A 26,045-nucleotide genomic window follows, 5' to 3' on the forward strand; every position below is an offset into this window, starting at 1 on the left:
TCTCAATGCGAGCTCGACGCGGTCTCACTGCGGATCGGCCCGCCATCACCGGACATCCCATGCGGCTTTTCCTCCGACACATCTTGCGGGTCGGCATCGTCGTAGTAGGCGATATGCGCCTCATCGGCCGGCGGCGGGCCGACGATAGGCTCGGCGACGGCGACATCCGGCACTGCCAAAGAAAGGTCCTCGAGATATTCGTGCTCGACGGCTCCCTGTATCTGCGCGTCGGTGACGCCAAGCTCAGCCCCTGCCAGGGTCTGAGTCTGGGTGGCCACGAAGGGCGCCATGGGCAGCGGCGCCGGGCGGACGCTGCGTCGCCAGACGAAGAAGCCGACCAGGCCAAGCCCCACGGCGCCCATCGACCAGAACAGGCCACCGTCGCCGAACGCTGCCATCACCGGAGTGATCAGCGGCGGGCTGACCGTGGACCCCAACGCATTGATCAGCAGCAAGCCCTGGCTCATGCGCACCAGGGCACCGGCCGGGGCCCGGTCAGCGGCATGGCTGACCGCGACCGGATACAGTGAAAAGACGCCACCACCCAGCAGGAACAGCAGCCCACCCGTCAGCCACGACTCCCCCGGCACCAACAGCAGCGCCATCGACAGCCCCGCCGTGCTGGCGCCGATGATGATCAGCACCAACTGACGGTCGTGCTTGTCCGACCAGCGCCCGATCGGGTATTGCAGCAGCATGGCCCCGAGTACCACCACCGCCATCATCTGTCCGATCTGCGCGACCCCCAGACCGCTGCGCTGTAGGTAGAGCGGAAGCAGGCTATAGACCGCTGCCACGACCAGTCCCGAGCCGAAACAGCCCATCACCCCGGTGGGCGTCAGCGTGATCAGCCGCAGCGGTGACAGCGGCTCGGCGTGCTCGATCAGCGGCGATACCCGCGGGATCATCGCCATGGGCAGCACCGACAGCGAGGCCAGCATGCCCACCACCATGAAGGGCGCAGCATCGCTCATGGCGTTGGTTGCGCCGAGCAGCAGTTGACCAATCACGCCGGCGGCGTAAAGAGAGATCATGTACATGGCTAGCAGGCGACCACGTACCTTGGTATCGGCACTGGCCAGCAGCCAGCTCTCGATGACCAGATAGACCCCCACCGTGGCCCAGCCGCCAATCAGGCGCAGTGCGAACCAGCTGACAGGGTCGAGCCGCAGGCCCTGCAGCAGCACCGTGACCGCGACCAGCGAAGCAAAGCAGCCATAGGCGCGGATGTGCCCGATGCGAAGCAGCAGGCGGTCATTGAACAGCGCCCCCAGCGCCAAGCCGATGAAGTAGGCTGACGACACCCAGCCGATCACCACGGCGGACTCACCCGCCGCGTCCAGGCGCAGGGTGATCAGGGAGGCCAGGAAGCCATTGCCGATGCAGAGAATGAAGAGCCCCAGCAGGGGCGCAAGGGCCAAGGAAAGCAATTGCCGGGACATGACATGCCTCGCATCTACGAGAGGGGAAACACCGCCGCTCCCGGCGGGTGAGTCGCGATAATCATCTTGCCGGCGGGGAAGGTTCCACCACCTCGTCATCAGGCTAGAAGCCGGCCATCACCGGCGCAATGTGGGCAATCGCGCGGCGAATATACGCTTGGCCCGGCTCGTCGCCAAGCGCTATTTGCGTCTTCGTTCATGCACGATCATGGCGCCGAGGCAACACGCTTAATCAGGCCGTTTCATCAGTGCGCCTGATCAATACGTCTTAGAAGAGATTCTTAGAAGAGAGTCTTAGAAGAGAGTCTTAGAAGACCGCCTTAGGAGAACGACGTCATGGTCGGGAAAGGTCACGTCCATGGCGAGTCGCTCGGCGAGCCAGCGAAAGCTCGCTTCGCTGAAGAAGCAGACATGGGTGGGATCGAGAATATAGTGCCAGCCGGCGAAGGCCTCGTGGCTGGTGACCCGCTTGGTCATCAGCCCCAGCCAGCCGCCTGGACGCAGCAGCCCGGCCAGCCGGATGAGCTCGTCACCGGGGGCTGCCATGTGCTCGACCACCTCGGTGGCGGTGATGAAATCGAAGCTTCGTGACAGCGGCGCCGGGTCCGGAGCGTAGTAGGGGTCGAAGATGGCCATCGGATGACCCGCCTCCTCGAACATGACCGAGAGCGTCGGCCCCGGGCCGCTGCCGACATCGAGTCCCTCTGCGCCGGGCGTCAGCCGCGCAAGCAGGGGCGCCTGCAGCCTCGACAGGAAGCGTCGATAGCCGGCATCCTGCGGCGAATTCTGGTGCTGGTCATAGACCGCACGCTCGGCATCGGCATCCAGATGCTGATGAGGCGGCACGAAGACCAGGGTGCAGACCTGACACTGCAGGTAGTCGCGCCGCGCATCCCGATGGTAGGCCACCGCATCAGGCGCGTCGCACAGCGGGCAGGACAGAGGCTGGGTCATCGTCGTATGCTCATGAAAATATTCGCCGCCAAGCCTACTCTGATCGCCCAGGCGACCCAAGGAGGAACCCCATGCTGTCAGCTCTGGATCACCTGGTGATGTACGTCGATGACTTACCGCGAGCCGTGGATTTCTACAGCCGCGTCCTGGACATGGACGCCAAGGAGCAGGACGCCGGCCATGCCGACCTGCACCTCGGCAACCTGACCCTGCGCCTGCAGCTCACCGATAGCGCCGCTGCGCCCAAGGCAGCGACGCCCGCCACCGGCGGCATGGAGCTGTCTTTCGCCAGTCGCCTGCCGCTCGACGAGGTCGAGCGCCACCTGACCGCCCTTTCTATCCCAGTGGAGCTTGGTCCAGTGGCCCGGGCTGGCGGCAAGGGGCCGGTGGACTCGCTCTATCTGCGCGACCCGGAAGGCAACCTGCTGGAGATCACCCGCCCGCGTCGGTGATGGCAACACCTGTCTGGGCAGGTATCATATTGCCCAGGCTCGCTTTTTCGCCTATTTCCACTCAAACCGTTTCATTCAAGGACGATGTCATGCCCCAGACGCCCGCACCCGAGACGCCTCCTTCCGAGATGCCTCCCTCCCCTCAACAGGCAGACACCACCATGGCCATGGTGGTCTACGGTCTTTTACTGGCTGGCATGGTGATTGGCTTCACGCCGCTTATTGGCGTGGTCATCGCCTATGTCTACCGCGGCAAGGGGCCTGACTGGCTCGAGGCACACTATCGCTACCAGATCCGCACCTTCTGGATCGGCCTGCTGTACGGCCTAATCGCCACGCTCCTGACGCTGGTGGTGATCGGCGTCCCGCTGCTGATCGCTCTGGCGGTGTGGATGATCATCCGCTGTGTTAAGGGCTTCAAGGGCCTGCAGGAGCAACGCCCACCCGCCAATATCACCACCTGGCTGGTCTGAATTGTCGATGAGTGAAGACACCTCCCGCCGCAACCGCCTCCAGGCCACCGCCATCACCGCCCTATGGCGCAGCTTGGCCGGACGCCGGTTGAGCACCCTGTGGCGGCTGTCGACGTTCGCAGGCCCATTGGTGCACCGTTTCAGCAAGCGCGAGCGCCAGATCACCGAGACCAACCTGACGGTCGTCTATCCCCAGGCAAGCGACGCCGAGCGCCGCCGGCTGGCAAGCGAGAGCCTTACCCACTCCACCGCCACCATGCTCGAACTGGGCTTTGCCTGGATGGGCGACCCCGAGCGGGTCGAGGCGTCGATCATTGAAGTGCATGGCCGCGAGCTGCTCGATGAGGCCCGGGCCGAGGGGCGAGGAGTCATCGTGCTGGCGCCCCACTTTGGCAATTGGGAGGTGCTGAACTTCTGGCTCTCGGGCCACTTTCCGTTCACCGCCATGTACGAACCGCCCAAGATCGCCCCGCTGGACCCGGTGATTCGCCATGGCCGCGAACGGCGCGGTGCCCAGCTGGTGCCGACCAACCCGCGCGGCGTGGCAGCGCTGCTCAAGGCGCTAAAGCGCTGCGAAGCCGTCGGCATCCTGCCGGACCAGGAGCCTGACTGGGGCAGCGGCGTCTTCGCCCCCTTTTATGGCCGCCCCGCCTACACCGCCACCCTGCTGCCGAAACTGGTGGCCCGCACCCAGGCCCGGGTGGTCACCGGGGTCGCCAGGCGTCTCCCCGGGCGCGGCTTCGCGCTTCATTTCCTGGCCGCCGATGAACGGGTCTTTGATACCGACGAGACCGCCTCGGCCAGTGGCGTGAACGCAAGCGTCGAGGCCGCCATCGCCCTGGACCCAGCCCAGTACCAGTGGGAATACAAGCGTTACCGCAAGACGCCCGAGGAAGCCGCCGGCGACCCGGACTTCCGCCGTGCGCGCATCTACTGACGCCGAGAGAACTCATGACTCAGACCTATCTGCCCGAGCAGGACACCCGTGTCACTCAAATCATCTATGTCCTCTATCTGGCCGGCCTGATCACCGGCAGCGTGACCACGCTGATCGGCGCCATCATGGCCTATGTCTACCGCGGCGATGCCTCACCTTGGCTGCGTGAACACTATCGCTACCTGATCCGCACCTTCTGGATCGGGGCTCTCTACGGCTGCATCGCCTTTTTGCTCGGGGTGATCGGGATTGGCTTTCTGATCATGCCGCTGCTGGCGCTGTGGCTGATCTTGCGCTGCGTGATCGGCCTCAAGGCCGTGCGCGCCGACCAGGCACCGGCCAAGCCCAGCACGTGGTTGTGGTGAAACGGCTTTAGTGAGCGTGCTGAAGAACGGGGTCCACCTGGAACGCCTCCGCATGGGGAACATGCGGCGCCGGATTCCGTCTAATATAGATCGTAAGCTATTTACAAAGACGCGTTTATACCGAGCCTGATCCTGATATAGCGCCGATATACAGAGCCGATGTAACGAGCCCAATATAGAAGGTCCGACATGCATTGAGCGTTGCCATCACCACGCCAGAGCGAACCGGCCACGCCTGACTGGCTTCCCAGGTAAAGGCAGCACCGATAAGCTTTTTGCGTTCGCTCAGCGTCAAATCGCGCTGTTTGTCGCGACCATGGCAAGACCAAGATCCGCATCTGGGCAGTACAAGAACAGCGCACCTAATGCCACAGCTCGCCCCGATGCTTACTTAAATCTCCTCCCCGGATTGCGCAGGGACTGCCGGCGGGGGCTAATGGAGAACCACTGGAAGTGATGATGACTCCACAACACCCGCTGTGCGGCGCAGGTACGCCCCGGACAGCAGGTGCCCCAGCACCCAGACTTTCGACGCGCAGCGCACCTCAGCGCCGCCGTCGGTCATGGGTCGGTCGGCCCAGGCCATCTGCCTACGAACAGTCAAGCCCTGGCCGTCTCCTGCAGCGCAGCGTGGTACGCCGATGAGTTCTCTTGACGAACTTCGCAGCGCCCCGACGACGCCCAGTTCCTCTGCCCACGCCAACCGCCGTCAGTTCAGGCCCCCTTGGCGACGTAGCCGGCGAGCCCTGTTTGCCGGACTGTTCGCCGGCACCGCCGCGCTGGGCATCTGGGCAATGTTTCAGATCCTCTATGTCGGCGGCATCACGCCGCTGGAGCTGGTCATCCTGGGGCTGTTTGCCCTGACGTTCAGTTGGATCATCATTGCCTTCTGGAGTGCCGTGATCGGCTTCGTGCTGAGCCTGTGCCGCCGCGATCCGGTGACTCTGGCCCGCCTCCAGCCAGCGCAACCGCCCAGCGACGCCCAATCGAAAACCGCGCTGGTGATGCCAATTCACAATGAAAACATCAGCGGGGTCATCGCCGGGCTGGAGGCGACCTGCCGCGACCTGCCCGGCGACACGCCTCAGCGCCAGCTTGAAGTCTTTGTCCTGAGCGACAGTACCGACGATGCCATTGTCGATCAGGAGCATCTTGCGATCGGTGCCCTGCAGCGTCGCCTGAACGGCGCCTGTCAGTTGCACTATCGCCACCGGGACAGCAACAGCGGCCGCAAGGCCGGCAACCTCGGGGAGTTCTGCCGTCGCTGGGGAAAACGCTACGACTTCATGCTGGTGCTGGATGCCGACAGCGTGATGAGCGGCAGCACAGTGTCAGCGCTCATCGACGCCATGGAGGCCAACCCGCGGCTGGGCCTGCTGCAGACTGTCCCCATTCCTGTGCACCAGCAAAGCCTGTTCGGTCGAGCCAACCAGTTTGCCGCCTCGCTCTACTCGCCGATGCTCGCCGCCGGCCTGAGCTTCTGGCATGCCGACGCCGCCAACTACTTCGGCCACAACGCCATCATGCGCACCGAAGCGTTCATGGCCCACTGCGGTCTGCCGCAGCTGCCCGGATCGCCGCCGCTGGGAGGCGACATCCTCAGCCATGATTTCGTCGAGGCGGCACTGATGCGGCGTGGCGGCTGGCAGGTGCAGATGCAGACCGACCTGGACGGCAGCTTCGAGGAAATGCCCAGCCATATCCTCGACTACGCCAAACGGGACCGGCGTTGGGTGCAGGGCAATCTGCAGCACCTGCGCCTGCTGGGCGGACATGGCCTGCACCCGCTGAGCCGGCTGCACTTCCTGTTCGGGGCCTTTGCCTACATCTCCTCACTGGTCTGGCTGTCGATCCTGGTGATCAGCACCGCCGACGCCTTGATCCGCGCCATCGCCGAACCCAATTTTTTCACTTCCAACGCCCAGCTGTTTCCCGACTGGCCGATTGCGCCACCGCCCCTGATCATGCCCCTGCTGGGCGGCACCCTGGCCATGCTGCTGATGCCCAAGGTGCTGGGCATGTGTCTGGCGATGGCTCGCCGTCCCCGCGCCTTCGGCGGTCGCACACGGCTGGCCGTCAGCGTGGTGCTCGAAAGCCTGTTCGCGATGCTTATCGCGCCTTTGATGATGGTGTTCCACAGCCTGTTCGTGATCAACGTACTGAGCGGGCGCACCGTGGCCTGGGACCCTCAATCCCGAGAAGGACGCGCCGTGGCGTGGCGAGAGGCGTGGCGGCATACCTGGCAGGCCAGTCTGGTCGGACTTGCCTGGGCCGGCGTCACCTGGTGGTACACCCCAGTGTTCTTCTGGTGGCTGACTCCTGTGTGGCTGGGCCTGATGCTGGCCGCGCCACTGATCCGATTCAGCAGCAGCCTCACGCTTGGCCGCAGCCTGCGCCGCGCCGGCCTGCTGCTGGTGCCCAGCGAGACCTGCCCGCCCGCGGTGCTGCAAGCGCAGTCCTCGTCTGAAGAAGTGCCAGATGGCGAGCAGCCCTGGCCACCTCCGCAGGAGCTATCCGGCGAAATGCCGGAACAGACCTTCGCCGCCCCTCGACGCGACGCCGCCTAGCGAGGCCTCTCGTAGTGCACCGCCGGCAACGGCCAAGCCTCAGCCAACCGCCTACAACGTGTTGCACGACGTGATGCACAACGAACATCGTTGTTACCTATACCCGAACCGCTTGGAGCCATGGAATGCTGATACAACGCGGGATGTCAGGGCGAGCCAGCCATGCTCGCCCGGATCAGGCAGGACGTCTTGCGACGACCCTGTTGACCACCACCCTGCTCTGGACGGGGCTCGCCTCGTTTGGGCTTGGACTCGGCATAGCAACGCCGGCCTGGGCCGAAGCGCCGACAGCCGATGCATCGGCAGATGCCAATCTGGATGCGCAAAGCTCTGATGCGCAAAGCTCCGATGCGCAAAGCTCCGATGTTCAGAGCCCTGATGTTCAGAGCCCTGATGAGCAGAGCCCTGATGAGCAGAGCCCTGGCGCCCAGGGCCTGGAATCCCAGAGCAGTGGCACCGCAGCCACCGACGCCACCACAAGCCAGTCAGCTACCGGCGCCAAGACCAGCATGGCGTCTTTGGACGCGCTGTATGCCGAGGTCACCTCGCGGGCCAAACAGCTCGCTCAGGCCCCGTTCGAGGCTCACGATAACGCCTTGCCGGAAGCCTTGCAGGACATGAATTATGACCGTTACCGACAGATTCGCTTCCGTCCCGAAAAGGCCCTGTGGCGCGATCAGTCTCTCTTCGAGGTGCAGCTCTTCCACACCGGTTTTCTCTACGACCAGCCGGTAGGCCTGAACCTGGTCGAGTCGCGCGACAACAGCGGCCAGGTCGACGTGTCACCGCTGCCCTTCGATCAGGGGTATTTCCGCTATGACGATGCGGCGGCCCCCATCGGCGAGGCACTGGCCAAACAGTCCAGCGACGACCAGGCCCGGAACGATATCGGCTACGCGGGCTTTCGCCTGCATTACCCGCTCAACCGCGGCGACTACCGCGACGAATTCATGGTCTTCCTCGGCGCGTCCTATTTCCGTCTGATCGGCCGCGACCAGAGCTACGGCCTATCGGCGCGCGGGCTGGCCATCGACACCGCCTCGCCACAGGGCGAGGAGTTCCCTGCGTTCACGGACTTCTGGCTGGTCAAGCCGGCGCCAGACGCCACGCATATTCAGGTGCTGGCACTACTCGACAGTCCCTCGGTCAGTGGCGCCTACCGCTTCGATATCACCCCCGGCGAGTCCAGCACCGTCGATGTCGAGGCACGTCTCTTTGCCCGCGAGGACGTGAAGAAGCTCGGCATCGCCCCGCTGACCAGCATGTTCTGGCACGGGAGTCTGGAGCGCGTGCACGACGATGACTATCGGCCCCGCGTCCACGACTCGAACGGCCTGTCGATGCACACCGCCAAGGGGGAGTGGATCTGGCGTCCGCTGAGCAATCCCTCGCAGTTGCATGTCTCCTCGCTGCGCGATGACATGCCCCAAGGCTTCGGCCTGGTGCAACGCCTTCGTGCATTCGACGATTATTTGGACATGGAAGCGCGCTATGACCTGCGCCCCAGCCAGTGGGTAACGCCACAGGGCGGTGACTGGGGGGCCGGCGGTGTGGAACTGGTGGAGATTCCCACCGAGAACGAGACCAACGACAATATCATCGCCTACTGGGTGCCCGATGCGCCCTTCAAGGCCGGTGAGTCACGAACCTACCGCTACCGCACCTCGACCTTCGGCGCCTATCCGCCGACTCTCGAGCGTGCCGGTGTGGTACATACCCGCCAGGGTTGGGGAAGCGTACCCGGCCAGGACGATCCTCCGCCCAGGAGTCGCCGTCATTTCATCGTCGACTTTCGCGGCGGAGAGCTGTCGAGCCTGGATGCCAGCCAACCCGTGGAGATGACGCTGACGACGTCCAGCGGCGAGACCCTCACGCCGCAGGTGCAGCTGCTGCCCGACGGCAAGACATGGCGGGCGAGTTTTCGCCTCCAGCCCGACGGCGATCAGCCAGCCGACATGCGGCTGTCGCTAACCCTGCGTGGCCAACCGCTGACGGAAACCTGGAACTATGTCTGGTACCCCGGCGCTGCCCGCTGATAGCGACAGTAGCGAAAAGCGCTAGCCTTCGCCGAGCGCCTCGGCGAAGGCCTGCGCAGCGTTGTGCCAATCCTGCTGCTGGCGCCTGGCCTCAACAGCTCCCTTACGTAACTGAGCCCGAAGCTCGCCGTCTTCGAACCAGCGGCGCAGTGCCGTCGCCAAGGCCTTGGCATCTCCCGGTTCTACGGCCATACCCGCGCCTTCAGGCAGGGTATGACGCAATGCGCCGCCGGTGGTGGTGATCACCGGCAGGCCACGGGCCAGCGCTTCGGTCACCACCATACCGTAGCCTTCGTAGTAGGACGGCAGCACGAAGAGGTCCGCATCTGCGTAGTAGGATGAAAGCGCCTCAGGCGAGCGGGTCCCCAGCAGGTAGACCAACTCACCCAGCCCTTTTGCCTCGATCATCGCCTCGACCCGACTCGCATGGTCGGGGTCGAGCTCCAACCCGCCGATGCAGTCGCACTGCCAATTGAGGTCTGAAAGCTCGGAGAGCGCCTCGATCAGCACCTCATACCCCTTGCGTGGCGTCAGGCTCGCCACGCAAAGCAAGCGAGCGGGCTCAGTACCATCGACACAGCGGTCGACGCTGTTCGCCAATGGCACTGGCGTGACCCCCGGCTCGACCACATGAAGGCGCGATTTCAGCACACCGAAATCGGCCAGCCGTTCGGCAGTGAAGGTGCTGGTCGCGATCACCCGATGCACCGCCCTTAGCGCCAGCGTCTCGCTGACGCGAAAGCTTTCCCGCTGGATATCGCTCAGGCCGGTCTCGTCGGCCAGCGGATGATGCATCAGGGCGGTGAGCTCGAGCAGGTTGGCATGACGCGCCACTACTTCGGGCAGACCGGCCATCACCATGGCATCGAGCACCACCCGAGCGCCTTCGGGCTGTCGCGTCAGGGCGCGCTCAAGACTCTCGGTCGCCTGCTGATCGGGTGTCGGGAAGCGCCCGGCGAGCCCTTCTACCACAACCTCCCAGCCGCGCTCGCGCAGCGCCTCGGCGATGCGGGCGTCATAGACGTAGCTGCCGGTGAGCTGGTCGGGGTCGCCGGCTACCAGCAGGGTCAAAGCGGGCGTCCGGGAAGCGGCTGACATCATCCGTGACATCCTCATTTCAGTGGAAGAGTCGTTGTGCAGGATACGGCGCAAGCATAGCGCGGACTGGCAAGGACACGACAAGCTGCTAGACTGTCGCCACTCGCTTGACGGGGTGCCGGTGATACCGGCTGAGACCGCCCAACGCGTGCCAGCGCACGCGACAGGGGGGATCCCGTTGAACCTGATCCGGCTCGTACCGGCGTAGGAATCAAGCGGTGGCAGGGCACGGCTGCACCAGTCTCGCCCGGTTACGCCTTGCCCCCGATACGCCTACCCTGCCCGTGCCCCGGATCACGACCGTCACCGGAGGCCAGATGGGCTACTGCTTCAGCGATCTCACCACCACCTGCCAACAGGATTGGCACCGCTATATCGAGCACGACTTCGTGCGCACCCTCGGCGCCGGCACCCTCGATCAAAACGCCTTTCGCTGCTATCTACAACAAGACTACCTGTTCCTGATCCACTTTGCCCGCGCCTACGCGCTGGCCGCCTACAAGAGCCGTACCCTGAGCGACCTGCGCCAGGCCAACCGAACTGGACCTGCATGTCGGTTTCTGCCGCGATTGGGGCATTTCCGAGACCGATCTGGCCGCAGTGCCCGAGGCCCGCGAGACACTGGCTTATACCCGCTATGTGCTCGAGGCCGGCCACCGCGGCGACCTTCTGGACCTCCACGTAGCGTTGGCGCCCTGCCTGATCGGCTACGGCGAAATCGCGACCTGGCTCAATACCCAACCCACCACGGTGCGCGGCGCGGCCAACCCTTTTGACGCCTGGATCACGCTGTACGAAGGCCCCGAGTTTCAGCAGGCCATGGTGGATGAAATGGCCTGGCTCGATGCGCGCCTAGCGGAGGTCGGGCCGCGACGCTTCCAGGAACTGAGCCAGATATTCAGCGAGGCCACACGGCTCGAGATCGATTTCTGGCAGATGGGCCTCGATCAGCGCGACTGAGCCTGTCTCACAGGGCCTGTCGCACAGGGCCTGCCAAAATGGGCTCGCTGGAAAAGACCGCTCGGTTTGGTGGTGCCGAACGGCCATTGCAAGCCACCACCGGGAGCCAAGGCTCCCACCACTCGCTTGACGGGGTGCCGGTGATACCGGCTGAGATCATCCAACAGGCGCTAAAGGCGCCTGACAGGACGGATCCCGTTGAACCTGACCTGGCTAGGACCAGCGTAGGGATCAAGCGACAGGCAGGCCGTTTCCCCGCCGGTGCCGAAAACCGCCTGCCCCTGTCTCTCCTTCGCTTGTCCTCCCTGATGTTACCGGGAGAACACATCGCATGAGCAACACCCAGCACTTTCTCAACGAGCAGGCCCGCGTCGATGCGGCCGCCATCGCGCCCATGACGGGCTCGCGCAAGCTCCATGTCGAGGGCTCGCGCCCGGACATCCGCGTGCCCTTTCGCGAAATCGCCCTGTCACCAACGACCACCACCGACGGCGTCGAGCACAACCCGCCGCTGCTGGTCTATGACACCTCCGGGCCCTACACCGATCCGGGTGCCGAGATCGACCTGCGCCGCGGCTTGCCTGCCCTGCGCCAAACCTGGATCGATGAGCGCGACGACACCGACTGGCTGGATGGCCCCAGTTCGGGGTATGGCCGGCGCCGCGCCAACGACCCCATGCTGGCGCCACTGCGCTTCGAGTTGCAACGCTCTCCAAGGCGCGCACGCCCCGGAAAGGATGGCAAGGCCGGCAACGTCACCCAGCTCTACTATGCCCGCCAGGGCATCGTCACCCCGGAGATGGAGTTCATCGCCATCCGCGAGAATTTGCGCCGCCAGGCGCGCTGTTCAACGTATACGGGTTCGGAAGAGGTAGAGCACATCCTTGACCACCAGCACCCAGGACAGGGCTTCGGTGCCAGGCTCCCCGAGGAGATCACACCCGAGTTCGTGCGCGACGAGGTGGCCGCCGGACGTGCCATCATCCCCTGCAACATCAATCATCCGGAATCCGAGCCGATGATTATCGGCCGCAACTTCCTGGTGAAGATCAACGGCAACCTGGGCAACTCGGCGGTGACCTCTTCGATCGAGGATGAGGTCGACAAGATGACCTGGGGCATCCGTTGGGGCTCGGACACCATCATGGACCTATCCACCGGCCAGAACATCCACGAGACCCGGGAGTGGATCATCCGCAACGCGCCGGTGCCGGTGGGCACCGTGCCCATCTACCAGGCGCTGGAGAAGGTAAATGGCGTGGCTCAGGATCTGACCTGGGAGGTGTTTCGCGACACCTTGATCGAGCAGGCCGAACAGGGTGTCGATTACTTCACCATTCATGCAGGCGTGCTCTTGCGCTACGTGCCGCTGACGGCCAAGCGGGTCACCGGCATCGTCTCCCGGGGCGGGTCGATCATGGCCAAGTGGTGCCTCTATCACCATCAGGAGAGCTTTCTCTATACCCACTTCGAGGAAATCTGCGAGATCTGCAAGCAGTACGATGTCGCCTTCTCGCTGGGAGACGGCTTGCGCCCGGGCTCGGTGGCCGATGCCAACGACGCGGCCCAGTTCGCCGAGCTCGAGACCCTCGGTGAGCTGACGCGCATCGCCTGGAAGCATGACGTCCAGGTGATGGTCGAGGGACCCGGCCACGTGCCCATGCACCTGATCAAGGAAAACATGGACAAGCAACTTACCGAATGCGACGAGGCGCCCTTCTACACCCTAGGGCCGCTGACCACCGATATCGCGCCGGGCTATGATCACATCACCTCCGGCATCGGTGCCGCCATGATCGGCTGGTACGGCTGCGCCATGCTCTGCTATGTGACCCCCAAGGAGCATTTGGGCCTTCCCAACAAGGACGACGTCAAGACCGGCATCATCACCTACAAGATCGCCGCCCATGCCGCGGATCTTGCTAAGGGCCATCCCGCCGCCCAGCGTCGGGACAATGCGCTGTCCAAGGCGCGCTTCGAGTTCCGCTGGGAGGATCAGTTCAATCTGGGGCTGGATCCGGACACGGCCAGGGAATACCACGACGAGACCCTGCCCAAGGACTCGGCCAAGGTGGCCCATTTCTGCTCGATGTGTGGGCCCAAGTTCTGCTCGATGAAGATCAGCCAGGAAGTGCGAGACCATGTTTCCAATAACGCGATCAAAGACGGGACCCAGGGAGAGACCCGAGACGAGGCATCTGACCGTCGCCTCGACGATGACCCGAAAGCGGTAAAAAAGGGCATGGAGGAGCAGGCCCAAGCCTTCCGGGATGCCGGCGCCCGGCTCTATCAGCAGGTCTGAGACACCCGCCCACGCTCACTTCGGCAAAAGGCCCCGCCATGACTGACATGGACGGGGCCTGGTTGTGGCCGCTGGCGTCATGCATGACGCCAGAACACGGCAGCGTCTGCCGGCATCAGAAGCGGTAGGTAGCGCCCAGACTGAAACCGTCGAAGGTGAAATTGTCTTCATCGAGATAGCGGATGTAGTCGGCGCCGAAAGACAGGTTGCGGCTCATATCAAACTCTGCGCCGACACCGCCGGAGAAACCGCTCTCACTGTCATCGCCGTTGAAAGTGACGTCATTGAAGGAAACCTCACTGGCACCCAGCAATGCATAGAGCCGGAATTCCCGGGAGACCGGCAGGAAGCCCTTGGCGAAGATGCCTGCCAGGTAATCCAGATCGATATCCACGCCACCAATCGAATCCGACCCGCCGGTGGCCAGGTGGCCCTCAATGGCAAAGTAGTCGTTGAACTGCATGCCGGCTCTCAGTCGTAACGCTTCGCTCTCGGCGGAGGAGCTTCCCTGCGGATCGAAGTTCCAGAACATGACATCGGCGCCAAGGTAGGCCGCCGGTGTAATACTCATCTGTTCTGCCTGTGCACTGCCCGACACACCCAAGGCCCCCACCACGGCGCAAGCCGCCACCGGCGCTATCAATCGCTTCATGACTCATCTCCTCCGTTAGAAATCCCGATCACGGCACTGTTATCCGACGATGTCGTCCAACGCGCTTAATCGACTGCCGCAGCCAACCGCATTGAACAACCATTCCGACTCACCGAATTGACTAACAACGCTAATCAAGCCGGGTTTTAAAACAGTGTTTTATATCCCTATTCTAACGTGGATCATTTTCCATGATTGCGCCAGTAAATTATGTGATCGACGGCGGTTGGCGATCACCGCGAGAAAGCGACCACTCACTCGCAGATTAGTCGCAATTGACGAAATGCAGGCCACTTAAGGCAATACACTACTAGAGCTACAAGGCGCCAAACCCCAGCGGCATGCGGCTCATATTGTTCTCGACCCGTTTGACGCCTGGCTGGTTCTCGGCGGCCAGCTGTACCGCCTTCATTTCCTCATCACTGGCGACCAGGCCCCACAGCTCGACGACGCCATCCTTGACGATAACGTTGACGCGTACGGTGTTGAGCTTGTCCTCGATCTCCTTGCTGAGCGCTTCACGCAGGCTGCGGTCATCGACCGTTCCCTCGCTGGCCGGCGGAGTGATGGCCAGGCCTTGCAGCAGGTTGGAACGACTGACGATGCCTACCAACTTGCCGTCCCGGGTCACCGGCACCCGCTTGATATGGCGCTTCTCGAGCAGCCGGGCAATATCAGCGACGCAGACATCTTCCTCCACGTCGACCACCGGGTGGGACATGATGTCTCGTGCCGTATGGCCATGTGTCTTGATGTAGCTGGCCGCCGTTTCGGGCCCCGAAGAGACCAGCGCCAGCCACCAAGGCGTGGGCTTCTCGGCCTGATTTTCGGCGCGTCCCATCAGGTCGCCTTCGCTGACCATACCCAGCAGATGCTGGTCATCATCGATCACGGGTACCGCACTGATATGGTGATCCAGCAACAGGCGAGCAATTTCCTGGACACCTGTCTCGGGGGAAACACTGATAACCGTTGGCGTCATGACATCGACAGCGCGCATGGCACATCCTCCTGATGAATGCTGATGGCACAGAATGGTCTGGCAAGCCTCGCGCTCGATGCTTGGCATGGCCTGAATGCGACGCGCGCAAGGGGGATGGTTTCGCCAGGGCCTACTTAAACTCTAGTGCTGCCCCGAGATAGCCACAAGGCGGGATGGCGACATGCCGCACCCCTATCATGGGAGATAAGCCGACAATCGCCAGGTATCGGCTCGGCGTCTTGCCTAAGGTCGGCAGCGCCAGCTCTTTCAGTAAACGACAGCGCAGAGCCCAGGCAGATGACAGAACCCGGCACATGAACAGGGCGGCCAAAGGGCCGCCCTGTTCATGTCTGTCATGCGTATCGGTAATGATGGGTCGCGAACCAGCGCTTCCTGCGCGGACATGCGACCCTTTGGCGCCTCAGTTCCCGAGCAGTGCCAGGATGATGCGCTCCCCGTAGCCCCAGAGCAGGACTGTCAGGCCCAGCAGCACCTCAAGCAGGAGCACCCCGATGCCGAGTGTGGAACTGGAGACGATGAAGCCTTCTTCGCGACTGATGTCGAGAAAAGCCGGAATGCCCAGGTAAAGCAGATAGGCAGTGTAGCAGAGCCCAAGAATACCGGCCAGCAGGCACAGCCAGATAATGGGATAGATAGCCACAAGACCGCTGATGAACATCGGCGTGGCCACATAGCCAGCGAACACGATGCACTCGCTCTGTTTCGGCGGGTTGGGCGTAAAACGCTTGGCCATGGCACGGATCACCTTGCCCACCGCATACACCGCCGCGAGTATCACCAGATAAAAAACGACGCCAGCCCCCAAAGCATCCAGGTAGCCGAGCTGTATCGTGGTCTCGCCCCCCAGCCCCCAGCCCACCTGGGTGGTGCCGATATAGGAGCAGATGACCGGGATGGCTGCCAGCAGCAGCACATGATGCTCGTAGAGGTGGGTGAGCGTCTCGCGCTCTCCCTTGATCTGTTTCCATTCGCGTTGCGGATGGGCCATCAAGCCCCAGACATGCGTCAGCATCCGGATACCTCCATCTATCAGCAGGAGAGATCGTCATGAACCGACCTCAAGCACACACATGAAGCGTGCCTTATCAGCAGTATAGTCAGAAGGAAGGAGGAAGCGTCGACGACGGTTATCACCGTCGTCTCAACGCTTTGGATTGTTCGGGGAGAGCTCTGAAAGAGATCAGGGTGAGATCAGCGCAGCGAAGTCCATAAAAGCGGCGCATTAGGGAGGGCGGCATCCAATGACATCATCAGACTCAGTGCCGTGATGGTGAGAATGGAAAATCCGAACACGCTCTTGGCCCAGCGCTCCTCGTCTTGGGCACGATAGCCCTTACACGCCAGGTACAGCCAATAGACTCCCATACCCAGAGCGACGATGAAGTAGCCGGGGCCGGCATAGCCCGCAATGCTCAGCGCCAGGGTCGCCGGAATGAACGCCAGGATATAGCCGAGGATGTGATGCTTGGCACGGTGAATGCCACGCACCACCGGCAATACCGGAATCGATGCAGCGCGATAGTCTTCCAGGCGGAAGATGGCAATCGCATAGGAATGCGGCATCTGCCACAGGCAGAAGATGGTCAGCAGCGTCATGGCACCGGTATCGAAGGTGCCGCTGACGGCACAGTAGCCCACTACCGGCGGTATGGCCCCAGAGAGGCTACCGACCAGGGTGCCGTATTCGGAATGACGCTTCATCCACAGGCTGTAGACGACGACATAGATAACGAAGCCAAACGTGGCCAGCCCAACCGTCAAGGCGTTGGTGCCCAGAGCCAGCAGGGCAAAGCCTGCCAGCCCCAGCGCCGTGGCGAACCACAGCGTAGCACCCGCGGTGACGCGCCCCTGTACCAGCGGACGATTCTGGGTGCGCCGCATCACGCGATCGATATCTTGGTCGATGACGTTGTTGAAGGCACATCCAGAGGCAATCACCAGCGCCAGACCCACCACGGCAGAGAGAAACAGCGGCAGGTCGAACCCGCCCTGGGCGGCTAGAAAGTAGCCGCCCAGAACGGAGATCAAGTTACCGCCGATGATCCCCGGCTTGGTGAGTGTCAGGTAGTCCTTGAGCATGGAGGGCTGCGTTATCCGATCATCATGTTGAGGTTTAGATGATGCATGATCCACAGGGAACCTCCGATGACTAGAACCAGGATCGCCACGGCGAAGACGAACGACGTCAAGTTCCAGCCTTCGTCAGTCTTGGCGCTCATGTGCATGAACAGCACCAGCTGAACCAGCACCTGCAGCACCGCTGTCACAGTGATGACGCCGACCATCGCCAAGGGGCTGAAGTCGCCGCTCATCACTACCCCGAAGGGAATGATGGTCAGGACGATGGACAGAACCAAGCCCGTCACATAGGACTTGACGCTGCCATGACTGTTGTCGTGAGACGTGTGTGAGCCACTCATATCACAGGACTCCCATCAGATAAACGAAGGAGAATACGCAGATCCAGACAATGTCCAGGAAGTGCCAGAACAAGCTCAGGCACATGATCCGCGGACGGGTAACGTCGTTCAGCCCCTTTTTCTTGAGCTGAACCAGCATCACCAGGATCCAGATCAAGCCGAAGGTCACGTGCAGGCCGTGGGTGCCGACCAAGGTAAAGAAGGCCGACAGGAAGGCACTGCGATCCGGACCGAAACCTTCATGGATCAGGTGCTGGAATTCGTAGACCTCCATCGCCACGAACGAAGCGCCCAGGACGAAGGTGATCCACAGCCAACGGCTGACCTTGGCCGTCTGATTGGCGTTCATCGCCAGCACGGCCATGCCGTAGGTAAAGCTCGAGAACAGCAGCAGGAAGGTCTCGACCAGCACGAACGGCAGCTCAAAGATCTCGCCCGGTGTCGGCCCACCTGCCGTGCCCTTCAGGAGCACAGCGAAGGTGGCGAACAGGGACCCGAAGATCACCAGGTCGCTCATCAGGTAGACCCAGAAACCGAACAGCTTGGTGCCTGCGGTATCGTGGTGATCGTCGTGATGATCCTGGTCATGCCCGTGGGCATGACCTTGGTTGCTAAGAGTATCGGTTGCCATGATTAGCTCTGCATCTCCAGCCGAGTTGAGTGCGCGAGATCACCCTTCTGCTTCAAGCGCTGACGATGCTCGCGCTCGATGCGCTCCACTTCCGCCGCAGGGACGTAGTAGTCGACGTCATCGTTGAAGATCCGCGCCATGAAGGTCGCAAACATTCCGATGCCCCCGGCGATTGCCAGCCACCAGATATGCCACACAAGTGCAAAACCAAAGATGGTGGCGAAGAGTGCGATAACCGGACCTTCCCAGGTGTTCTTCGGCATGTGGATATCCTGGTAGGGCGGCTCGGAAATCGGCGGCACGCCACCGTTGGCCTTCTTGGCTTCCCAGAACCCATCCACACTGCTCACTTCAGGCAGGTGTGCGAAGTTGTAGAACGGCGCCGGCGAAGAGGTCGCCCACTCGAGGGTACGTGCGTCCCACGGATCGCCAGACACATCTTCGTTCTGCTTGCGATCACGGATGCTGACGTAGAACTGGATCAAGGTGCAGGCAATACCGGCCGCAATGATCAGCGCACCCACCCAGGCAACGATCATCAGCGGCTGCCACTCGGGGTTGTTATAGGACTGCATGCGGCGCACGGCACCGAAGAAGCTCAGCACATACAGGGGCATGAAGGCCACATAGAAGCCGGTGATCCAGCACCAGAAGGAACGCTTGCCCCACTTTTCGTTCAGGGTGAAGCCGAAGGCCTTCGGGAACCAGTAGGTCAGACCCGCCATCATGCCGAACACCACGCCGCCGATGATGACGTTGTGGAAGTGGGCGATGACGAACAGGCTGTTGTGCAGCACGAAGTTCGCCGCCGGCACCGACAGCATCACGCCGGTCATGCCGCCAATGGTGAAGGTAATGATGAAGCCCAGGGTCCACAGCACCGGGGACGTGATCTCCAGACGGCCGCGGTACATGGTGAACAGCCAGTTGAAGATCTTAACACCGGTGGGGATGGCGATGATCATCGTCATGATGCCAAAGAAGGCATTGACGTTGGCGCCGGCGCCCATGGTGAAGAAGTGGTGCAGCCAGACCACGAACGACAGGATGGTGATCGCCACCGTGGCCCAGACCATGGTGTTGTAGCCGAACAGGCGCTTCTTGGCGAAGGTCGCGATGACCTCTGAGAAGACACCGAATGCCGGCAGGATCAGGATGTACACCTCAGGATGGCCCCAGGCCCAGATGAGGTTGACGTACATCATCATGTTGCCACCGAGGTCGGTGGTGAAGAAGTGCATGCCCAGGTAACGATCGAGGGTCAGCAACGCGATGGTCGCGGTCAGGATCGGGAAGGAGGCGATGATCAACACGTTGGCGCACAGCGACGTCCAAGTAAAGATCGGCAGACGGAACATCGTCATGCCCTTGGTACGCATCTTGATGATCGTGACGAAGAAGTTGATCCCCGTCATGGTCGTACCTATCCCCGATATCTGTAACGCCCATATCCAGTAGTCCACGCCGACCCCGGGACTGTAGTCGAGTCCCGATAGTGGCGCGTAGGCTAACCAGCCGGTCTTGGCGAACTCACCGACGAAAAGTGACACGTTGACCAGGATCACACCCGCCGCGAACAACCAGAAGCTCAGGTTGTTGAGGAACGGGAAGGCCACGTCACGCGCACCGATCTGCAACGGCACCACCAAGTTCATCAGGCCGATGACCATGGGCATGGCAACGAAGAAGATCATGATCACGCCGTGGGCGGTGAAGATCTGGTCGTAGTGCGAAGGCGGCAAGAAGCCCTCCGCCCCGGCCGACGCCATGGCCAGCTGGGAGCGCATCATAAGGGCGTCCGCGAAGCCGCGAATCAGCATCACCAAGGCAACGATGAAGTACATGATGCCAAGCTTCTTGTGGTCAATGGAGGTGATCCATTCCTTCCACAAGTAGCCCCACTTCTTGAAGTACGTGATGGCGCCCGTCATCCCGAGCCCGCCCAACACGATGGCCGCAACGGTCACCATGATGATCGGCTGGTCGTACGGGACCGCCTCTAGACTGAGTTTTCCGAACATAATTTACTCCGCTGCCTCCGCGCTCATGGGCTCGCCATGAGACTCGTCCGATTCGCCATGACTTTCGTCGCTGTGACCATGGCCAAAGCCATCGGCATAGCTGTCGGCATATTTTGCCACACGCTCTTCGTGGTCACCGCCGGCATGGAAGCTCTTGATGATGCTCTCGTAGAGAGCCGGGGATACCTCAGAAAAGTACTGGATCTCGTTGACCTCGGTGGGCGCAGCGAGGTCGTAATACTCATCAGGGAAGGTCAGTGACTCAGACGACTCACGTACCTTGGACACCCAAGCCTCGAAGTCTTGCTGGGAGCCGACGTGAGCATCGAACGTCATATCCGAGAAGCCAGCACCACTGTAGTTTGTGGAGCGACCGGGATAGACGCCCTGCTCATCCGCAACAAGATGAACGTCATTATCCATGCCGGCCATGGCGTAGATCTGGCTGCCCAGGCGAGGAATGAAGAAAGAGTTCATCACCGAGCCAGAGGTGACGCGGAAGCGCACCGGAGTATCCTCTGGGAAGGCCAGCTCGTTGACCGTGGCAATGCCCTGTTCCGGATAAATGAACAGCCACTTCCAGTCCAGAGAGACCGCCTCGATGACAATCGGATCTTTGGCGTTGTCACCTTCGGCCTGAATGGGCTTGTGAGGATCCAGGCTGTGTGAGGTGTACCACGTCAGCACCGCCAGGAAGGCAATGATTACGCAGGGCACAAACCACACCACCGCTTCGACCTTATTGGAATGGTGCCAGTCGGGGCTGTAAGTGGCATTCCGATTGCTGCGACGGTAGCGCCAAGCGAAGGCGATAGTCATCACGATTACCGGAATGACAACGATCTGCATCAGACCGAACGCAGTCAGTATCAGGGTTCGCTGCTCTTCCCCGACCTGCCCCTTAGGATCCATCAGCGCCGAGTCGCACCCCGTCAGTAACAGGGCAAGCGACACGAGCACCAGCGGACTCAGCACACGTAAGTACTTCTTTCTTCTCATCCTACGACCTCGTCAGGGCACGAAATCAGGCTAACCTTAGTACTGGTTGAAAATTAGTACTGGTTGAAAATTAGCCGGCTAATGTATGCGCACAACAAATGCCACAACCGCCACGGCTTGAGTCCTGATCCATGACGTCAAGCCATATCCGCTGCAGCAAAGAGCTGTCACGCATCGCAACGAGACCTTATGAGCAAATGCTCAGCTTCCACAAAGGTCTGGCTACACTGACCGCGTATCGTCGGAGAAATACCCCCCACGCAACAGTGACGATTTGTCGCAGGGGTGTCGCAGATAGCGCACAGGTGAGGCGATGCGAGGCGCCAGGAAAGCCTAACACGAGGCGACGTAGGGAGGGGTGAGAAGAAAGGATCGGCGAAATGCACGCCGATTTTAATCCCACGAGTGCGACAACATGCCCTGCTGCCCCGGCTTATTCATCAGCAATATCGGCTCGTCCCGCTGTATCACTGAGCTAGCAGCTGATCATGGGAGCATGAGAAAGCGCAACCGAGCGTTGGTGCAAAAAATTGTTAGATGCGTCATACCATTTGGTATTATTTCCACTAGCAGGTTCCTGCTTCCCCGGGGCTCTAACGCTCCTGCAACACGCGTTCCCGAAACACGCACTTCCAAACACGCACTTCCAAAACAATAGACAAACCAAGGCAATTGCTATCATGTCCTCCCCCTCCCTGCGTCGAGCGTCCACTCTGCTCGGCACCAGCGCCCTTATGGCATTTTGCAGTGCACCGCTCCAGGCCGCAGACATGGACCCGATCTGGTCCTTCGCCAACGTCTCGGTGAACTACCTCGACTGGTCCGCCGGCACAGAGGAGCGCACCTCGACCAACGCCGCCAAGAGCGACTTCACCTTTCTCGAACTCGAGGGCGGCGCCGGCTTCGCCTGGGGTGAGTTCTACGGCTTCTTCGACCTAGAGAATCCGGGCAACGATCAATTCGACGAAAAGAGCGGCGGCAAGGACAACTTCCGTACCGCCGGCAAGCTCACCTCCCATATCTACCTGGGTGACTCGCCCTTCACGATCTACGCTCACCTCTATGATTTCCGCGACTATGGCTACAACGGTCGCGAACAGGACCAGGTCCTGGGTGTGGGCTATATCCAGACCTTCGACAACGGCCTGTGGTTCAAGCCCTTCCTGGGTGCGGCGCGCGTGCAGAGTGATGGCTACACCGGCATGAACGGTTACATGGCCGGCTGGGTTCTGGGCTATGGCTTCGAGGCACTCGGCCAGCAGTTCAGCGTCACCAACTGGCATGAACAGACCTTCGCGCGCGACGATGACTACCTCGCGCAGAATTATGTCGGCGACAAGGCGGAAAGCGTTGGCACCAATGGAGCGGTTTCATTATGGTGGCACCCGATTTCAAGCGTGACCACCGGCGTTCAGTACCGTTACTCGGACAATAAGCTGGGCACCCCCGAGGACTATCAGAACGCCGTCATCTACACGCTCAAGTACAACTTCCTGTAATGCCCAGGGCCCGGGTCGCCTCGCCGCCCGGGCAGCATTCGCTCCCATGAAGGACTTCCCATGACCATAATCATGAGCTTGGTGGGGATGGCGACGCTCATCCTGATCGCCCTCGTGTTTTCCTCCAACCGGCGCGCTATTCGCCTGCGCACCGTGGGTGGCGCCTTCGCTATCCAGGCCGGCATCGGCGCCTTCGTGCTGTACGTGCCTTTCGGCCAGTCAGTCCTCAAGACCATCTCGGATGCCGTCAGTCAGGTGGTGAGCTATGCCAACGACGGCATCGACTTCCTGTTCGGCGGGCTGGCCGACCCCTCCGGCGTGGGCTTCATCTTTGCCATCAAGGTCCTGCCGGTCATCATCTTTTTCTCGTCGCTGATCGCGGTGCTCTACTACCTGGGCATCATGCAGTGGGTGATCCGCCTGCTTGGCGGCGCGCTGCAGAAGGTGCTCGGCACCTCGCGCACCGAGTCGCTATCGGCCACCGCCAACATCTTCGTTGGCCAGACCGAAGCACCGCTAGTGGTGCGCCCCTTCATCAACAACATGACCTCCTCGCAGCTGTTTGCGGTGATGTGTGGTGGCCTTGCCTCGGTGGCGGGCTCGGTGCTGGCGGGCTATGCGGCGCTGGGCATTCCCATGGAATATCTGGTCGCGGCCTCTTTCATGGCGGCGCCGGGTGGCCTGCTATTCGCCAAGCTGCTGATGCCAGAGACCGAGACGCCCAAGGATGACGATGCCGACTCCATCCAGCACGTCCAGGATGACGACCAGCCAGCCAACGTGCTTGATGCGGCCGCCTCCGGCGCCAGCTCCGGTATGCGCCTGGCCGCCAACGTCGGCGCCATGCTGCTGGCCTTCATCGGCCTGATCGCACTGATCAACGGCATTCTCGGCGGCGTCGGCGGCTGGTTCGGTCTGGAGTCGCTGAGCCTTGAGCAGCTGCTAGGCTGGCTTTTCTCGCCACTGGCCTTCCTGCTCGGCACTCCCTGGGAGGAAGCCAACCTGGCAGGCTCCTTCATCGGCCAGAAGCTGGTGGTCAACGAGTTCGTCGCCTACATCAACCTGGCGCCCTACATCGAAGGCGAGCAGATGGTTGCCGCCACCGGTGCGGCCATGTCGGCGCACACCGTGGCCATCCTTTCCTTTGCCCTGTGCGGCTTCGCCAACCTGTCCTCGATCGCCATCCTGCTCGGCGGCCTGGGCAGCCTGGCACCGGGGCGTCGCCACGAGATTGCCCGCTTCGGCGTCAAGGCCGTATTGGCGGGCACCTTGTCCAACCTGATGTCGGCCACCATCGCGGGCTTCTTCATCGCACTGGCCGCCGGCTGACGCAGCGCCTTTCACCCCTCCTGCCGCCCCGAGCCCCTGGCCGGGGCGGTACTGGTTGAGCGCCCGCCAGCAGCCATGCTTTTTTGGCGATATGCTGGAAAAAGCTCGCCCTGCCGACGCGCCCTAACCTGAAGAGTACGGCCCAACGAGTACTGCCCAAACAAGTACAGCCAAATAAGTACTATGAAATTAAGTACTACCAAATAAGTACTGCCAAGAGAGCCGCTCCCATGCCCGACGCTTCCGCTACCCTCGATGCCTCGCTGCGTGCGCAGTTGATCGCCACCCGCAACCGCGCCTATGTGCCCTATTCACAGCACCCGGTGGGTGCGGCGTTGCAAACGCCCGAAGGAGAATGGTTTCTCGGTTGCAACGTCGAGATTGCCAACTACAAGGGGCTTTGCGCCGAGGCTTCGGCGATCGCCGCCATGGTCTCTTCAGGCACCCAACAGATCGCCACGCTTTACGTGATCGGCCCGGGCGAGCACTTGTGCACGCCCTGCGGCGACTGTCGCCAGCGCATTCGCGAATTTGCCTCCCCGGCCACGCGCATTCATGTGCTTAACGCCGAGGGCCAGGTACTCAAGAGCTACGATATGGAGACCCTGCTGCCTGATTCTTTCGGCCCGGAAAACATCGGCAAGTCCTCGCCGATGAGTACCTGACCCCAGACCCTAGACTGGAAAGCGCCACCCCCTCGACGTAGCATGCCGACGGGGCCGTGGGACGGATTAAAGCCCTGACGCCTGACGCCGATACTCTTTGGATACGTATTTGTCGATAGGATCTGTCACTCTTGATCGGCATACGTATTTCTTGACCGGCATAAGTAGTAACCGGCTGTCGACGCCTCACGGCTGCAGATGCCGCATCATGACAATAATTGTCCCGTGAGACACTTCGGAGCCAGAATGCCCAGCGGTCGCTTCAACCCCTTCGAGACCCTATTGCTGACCAGTCGAAGCCAGGCCGATACCGCCGGGCTGCTGCTGCTTGCTTGGGTGATGGCCTGTCGGGGGCCTCTCAATGAAGCACAGCGCCGTCACCTCACGGAATTGGCCAGCGAATGCCGCCACGGCCATGACCTGGAACCGATCTTCGCCCTGGCCGACCGTCAGGACTTCGATGCCATCCAGCTTGCCGCCGAGGTGATGCAAAAGGACCGTGGCGGCGAACAGGCCTATCCCTTTCTGCGCCAGGCGATCGCCGTGTCCGTCGTCGACGGCGAGCCCAGCATTTCCCAACATCATGTGCTGCGCTTTCTTGCCGACCTGCTGGGCGTCATCCCTTCCTTGTTCGCCACTCTCTATGCCGAACAGGCAGGGCGACCCTACGCCGTGCCCGAGGACCCCAGTCGCCGCGATTACTGGCTGGCCAAGGAACACCAGCGCCAGCAGGAAGAGGCACGACAACACGAGCAAGATGAGAGACGCCGCGAGCAGGAAGCACGAGAACGACAGGAACAGGAGCTTCGCCGGCAGCGTGAGCGACGCGAACAGGAAGCCCGCGAGCGCGAAAGACAGCGCCAGGAGAATGCTCGCCAAGAAAGGGCTCATCGGGAAAGAGCGCAGCAGGAAAGAGCGAGGCAGGACCAGGCTCGAGAGGAACGGGCTCGGCAAGAACGGCAACGCCAGGAAAAAGCTCGCCAGGAGCGTAGCAACGCGGGCCAGAACCAACGCTGGCAGCAGGCGCCACCCAACGATGCGCGCGCCCATCGCGCCCTGGCGGTGCTTGGCTTGCCTCCCGGGGCTAGCCGCGGCGAGATTCGCAAGGCCTATCGCCGCATGGCCCAGACCCACCATCCCGACCGTTTCTTCGCCGAGGGCGAGGCACGCATGGCAACGGCCTCTCAGCGTTTCCAGCGGATCAAGAACGCCTATGAATATCTAATGCGAGCTAGCTGAG

21 protein-coding genes, 2 pseudogenes and 2 riboswitches are annotated in these 26,045 nt (G+C 61.8%); of the genes and pseudogenes, 12 read left to right on the plus strand and 11 right to left on the minus strand.

Going from position 1 to position 26,045, the window contains the following annotated elements:
• Positions 1–2: 2 nt before the first annotated feature.
• Together Q2K57_RS03205 and Q2K57_RS03210 are read right to left on the minus strand one after the other, a co-directional pair.
• Positions 3–1,442, minus strand: coding sequence for an MFS transporter (locus Q2K57_RS03205; protein WP_304526116.1), 1,440 nt, complete (start codon positions 1,440–1,442; stop codon positions 3–5).
• A gap of 294 nt (positions 1,443–1,736) precedes the next feature.
• Positions 1,737–2,396: a class I SAM-dependent methyltransferase gene (locus tag Q2K57_RS03210; RefSeq protein WP_304526117.1), complete on the minus strand. Its 660-nt coding sequence runs from the start codon at positions 2,394–2,396 to the stop codon at positions 1,737–1,739.
• 71 nt (positions 2,397–2,467) lie between these two features.
• Between Q2K57_RS03210 and Q2K57_RS03215 the strand changes: the two genes are divergently transcribed.
• The 6 genes from Q2K57_RS03215 to Q2K57_RS03240 all read left to right on the plus strand — a co-directional run bounded on the left by Q2K57_RS03215 (position 2,468) and on the right by Q2K57_RS03240 (position 9,226).
• A complete protein-coding gene (locus Q2K57_RS03215) occupies positions 2,468–2,848 on the plus strand; it encodes a VOC family protein (RefSeq protein WP_112054128.1) in 381 nt (126 codons plus the stop codon).
• Positions 2,849–2,937: 89 nt separating this feature from the next.
• Entirely contained in the window at positions 2,938–3,321 is a 384-nt protein-coding gene (locus Q2K57_RS03220; RefSeq protein WP_258396001.1) for a DUF4870 domain-containing protein, read from the plus strand.
• A gap of 7 nt (positions 3,322–3,328) precedes the next feature.
• Complete coding sequence (locus Q2K57_RS03225; protein WP_304526118.1) at positions 3,329–4,258, plus strand: lysophospholipid acyltransferase family protein; 930 nt, start codon at positions 3,329–3,331, stop codon at positions 4,256–4,258.
• A gap of 14 nt (positions 4,259–4,272) precedes the next feature.
• Complete coding sequence (locus tag Q2K57_RS03230) at positions 4,273–4,623, plus strand: DUF4870 domain-containing protein (RefSeq protein ID WP_112054126.1); 351 nt, start codon at positions 4,273–4,275, stop codon at positions 4,621–4,623.
• A 641-nt stretch (positions 4,624–5,264) separates the two neighbouring features.
• Complete coding sequence (mdoH, locus tag Q2K57_RS03235; protein ID WP_304526119.1) at positions 5,265–7,190, plus strand: glucans biosynthesis glucosyltransferase MdoH; 1,926 nt, start codon at positions 5,265–5,267, stop codon at positions 7,188–7,190.
• Between the two features lie 125 nt (positions 7,191–7,315).
• Entirely contained in the window at positions 7,316–9,226 is a 1,911-nt protein-coding gene (locus Q2K57_RS03240; RefSeq protein WP_304526120.1) for a glucan biosynthesis protein, read from the plus strand.
• A 21-nt stretch (positions 9,227–9,247) separates the two neighbouring features.
• Here Q2K57_RS03240 and Q2K57_RS03245 read toward each other — a convergent pair whose 3' ends face one another.
• Entirely contained in the window at positions 9,248–10,327 is a 1,080-nt protein-coding gene (locus Q2K57_RS03245) for a glycosyltransferase family 4 protein (RefSeq protein WP_304526121.1), read from the minus strand.
• Between the two features lie 98 nt (positions 10,328–10,425).
• A riboswitch (TPP riboswitch) is annotated at positions 10,426–10,552 on the plus strand.
• Positions 10,553–10,641: 89 nt separating this feature from the next.
• On the opposite strand from Q2K57_RS03245, the pseudogene Q2K57_RS03250 reads away from it, so the two are divergent.
• Both Q2K57_RS03250 and thiC read left to right on the plus strand, forming a co-directional pair.
• A pseudogene (locus Q2K57_RS03250) lies at positions 10,642–11,284 on the plus strand (TenA family protein).
• A 120-nt stretch (positions 11,285–11,404) separates the two neighbouring features.
• A riboswitch (TPP riboswitch) is annotated at positions 11,405–11,532 on the plus strand.
• A gap of 83 nt (positions 11,533–11,615) precedes the next feature.
• Positions 11,616–13,425 (plus strand): annotated as a pseudogene (thiC, locus tag Q2K57_RS03255) (phosphomethylpyrimidine synthase ThiC); the annotation flags it as partial.
• Between the two features lie 276 nt (positions 13,426–13,701).
• Here the strand turns inward: thiC and Q2K57_RS03260 are convergent.
• The 8 genes from Q2K57_RS03260 to cyoA all read right to left on the minus strand — a co-directional run bounded on the left by Q2K57_RS03260 (position 13,702) and on the right by cyoA (position 21,312).
• Complete coding sequence (locus Q2K57_RS03260) at positions 13,702–14,238, minus strand: porin family protein (RefSeq protein WP_112054122.1); 537 nt, start codon at positions 14,236–14,238, stop codon at positions 13,702–13,704.
• A gap of 316 nt (positions 14,239–14,554) precedes the next feature.
• Positions 14,555–15,238: a CBS domain-containing protein gene (locus tag Q2K57_RS03265; protein WP_304526123.1), complete on the minus strand. Its 684-nt coding sequence runs from the start codon at positions 15,236–15,238 to the stop codon at positions 14,555–14,557.
• 403 nt (positions 15,239–15,641) lie between these two features.
• Positions 15,642–16,253, minus strand: a complete 612-nt coding sequence (locus Q2K57_RS03270) for a Yip1 family protein (protein WP_304526124.1) — start codon at positions 16,251–16,253, stop codon at positions 15,642–15,644.
• A gap of 179 nt (positions 16,254–16,432) precedes the next feature.
• Complete coding sequence (gene cyoE / locus Q2K57_RS03275; protein WP_112054119.1) at positions 16,433–17,320, minus strand: heme o synthase; 888 nt, start codon at positions 17,318–17,320, stop codon at positions 16,433–16,435.
• A gap of 11 nt (positions 17,321–17,331) precedes the next feature.
• A complete protein-coding gene (gene cyoD / locus Q2K57_RS03280) occupies positions 17,332–17,661 on the minus strand; it encodes a cytochrome o ubiquinol oxidase subunit IV (protein ID WP_304526125.1) in 330 nt (109 codons plus the stop codon).
• 1 nt (position 17,662) lies between these two features.
• On the minus strand, positions 17,663–18,292 hold the full coding sequence (gene cyoC, locus Q2K57_RS03285) for a cytochrome o ubiquinol oxidase subunit III (protein ID WP_304526126.1): 630 nt from the start codon (positions 18,290–18,292) through the stop codon (positions 17,663–17,665).
• A gap of 2 nt (positions 18,293–18,294) precedes the next feature.
• Positions 18,295–20,313 (minus strand): cytochrome o ubiquinol oxidase subunit I, encoded by a 2,019-nt coding sequence (cyoB, locus tag Q2K57_RS03290; protein ID WP_304526127.1) that lies wholly within the window; start codon positions 20,311–20,313, stop codon positions 18,295–18,297.
• A 3-nt stretch (positions 20,314–20,316) separates the two neighbouring features.
• Complete coding sequence (gene cyoA, locus Q2K57_RS03295; protein WP_304526128.1) at positions 20,317–21,312, minus strand: ubiquinol oxidase subunit II; 996 nt, start codon at positions 21,310–21,312, stop codon at positions 20,317–20,319.
• A gap of 734 nt (positions 21,313–22,046) precedes the next feature.
• On the opposite strand from cyoA, the gene Q2K57_RS03300 reads away from it, so the two are divergent.
• The 4 genes from Q2K57_RS03300 to Q2K57_RS03315 all read left to right on the plus strand — a co-directional run bounded on the left by Q2K57_RS03300 (position 22,047) and on the right by Q2K57_RS03315 (position 26,044).
• Positions 22,047–22,811 (plus strand): outer membrane protein OmpK, encoded by a 765-nt coding sequence (locus Q2K57_RS03300; RefSeq protein ID WP_304526648.1) that lies wholly within the window; start codon positions 22,047–22,049, stop codon positions 22,809–22,811.
• A 60-nt stretch (positions 22,812–22,871) separates the two neighbouring features.
• Positions 22,872–24,140 (plus strand): NupC/NupG family nucleoside CNT transporter, encoded by a 1,269-nt coding sequence (locus Q2K57_RS03305; protein WP_304526129.1) that lies wholly within the window; start codon positions 22,872–22,874, stop codon positions 24,138–24,140.
• Between the two features lie 230 nt (positions 24,141–24,370).
• Positions 24,371–24,805, plus strand: coding sequence for a cytidine deaminase (cdd, locus tag Q2K57_RS03310; protein WP_112054112.1), 435 nt, complete (start codon positions 24,371–24,373; stop codon positions 24,803–24,805).
• 246 nt (positions 24,806–25,051) lie between these two features.
• Positions 25,052–26,044 (plus strand): DnaJ domain-containing protein, encoded by a 993-nt coding sequence (locus Q2K57_RS03315; RefSeq protein WP_181463036.1) that lies wholly within the window; start codon positions 25,052–25,054, stop codon positions 26,042–26,044.
• The last annotated feature ends 1 nt before the right edge of the window (position 26,045 follow it).

Source organism: Halomonas sp. I5-271120 (genome assembly GCF_030553075.1).
Classification (GTDB): domain Bacteria; phylum Pseudomonadota; class Gammaproteobacteria; order Pseudomonadales; family Halomonadaceae; genus Onishia; species Onishia taeanensis_A.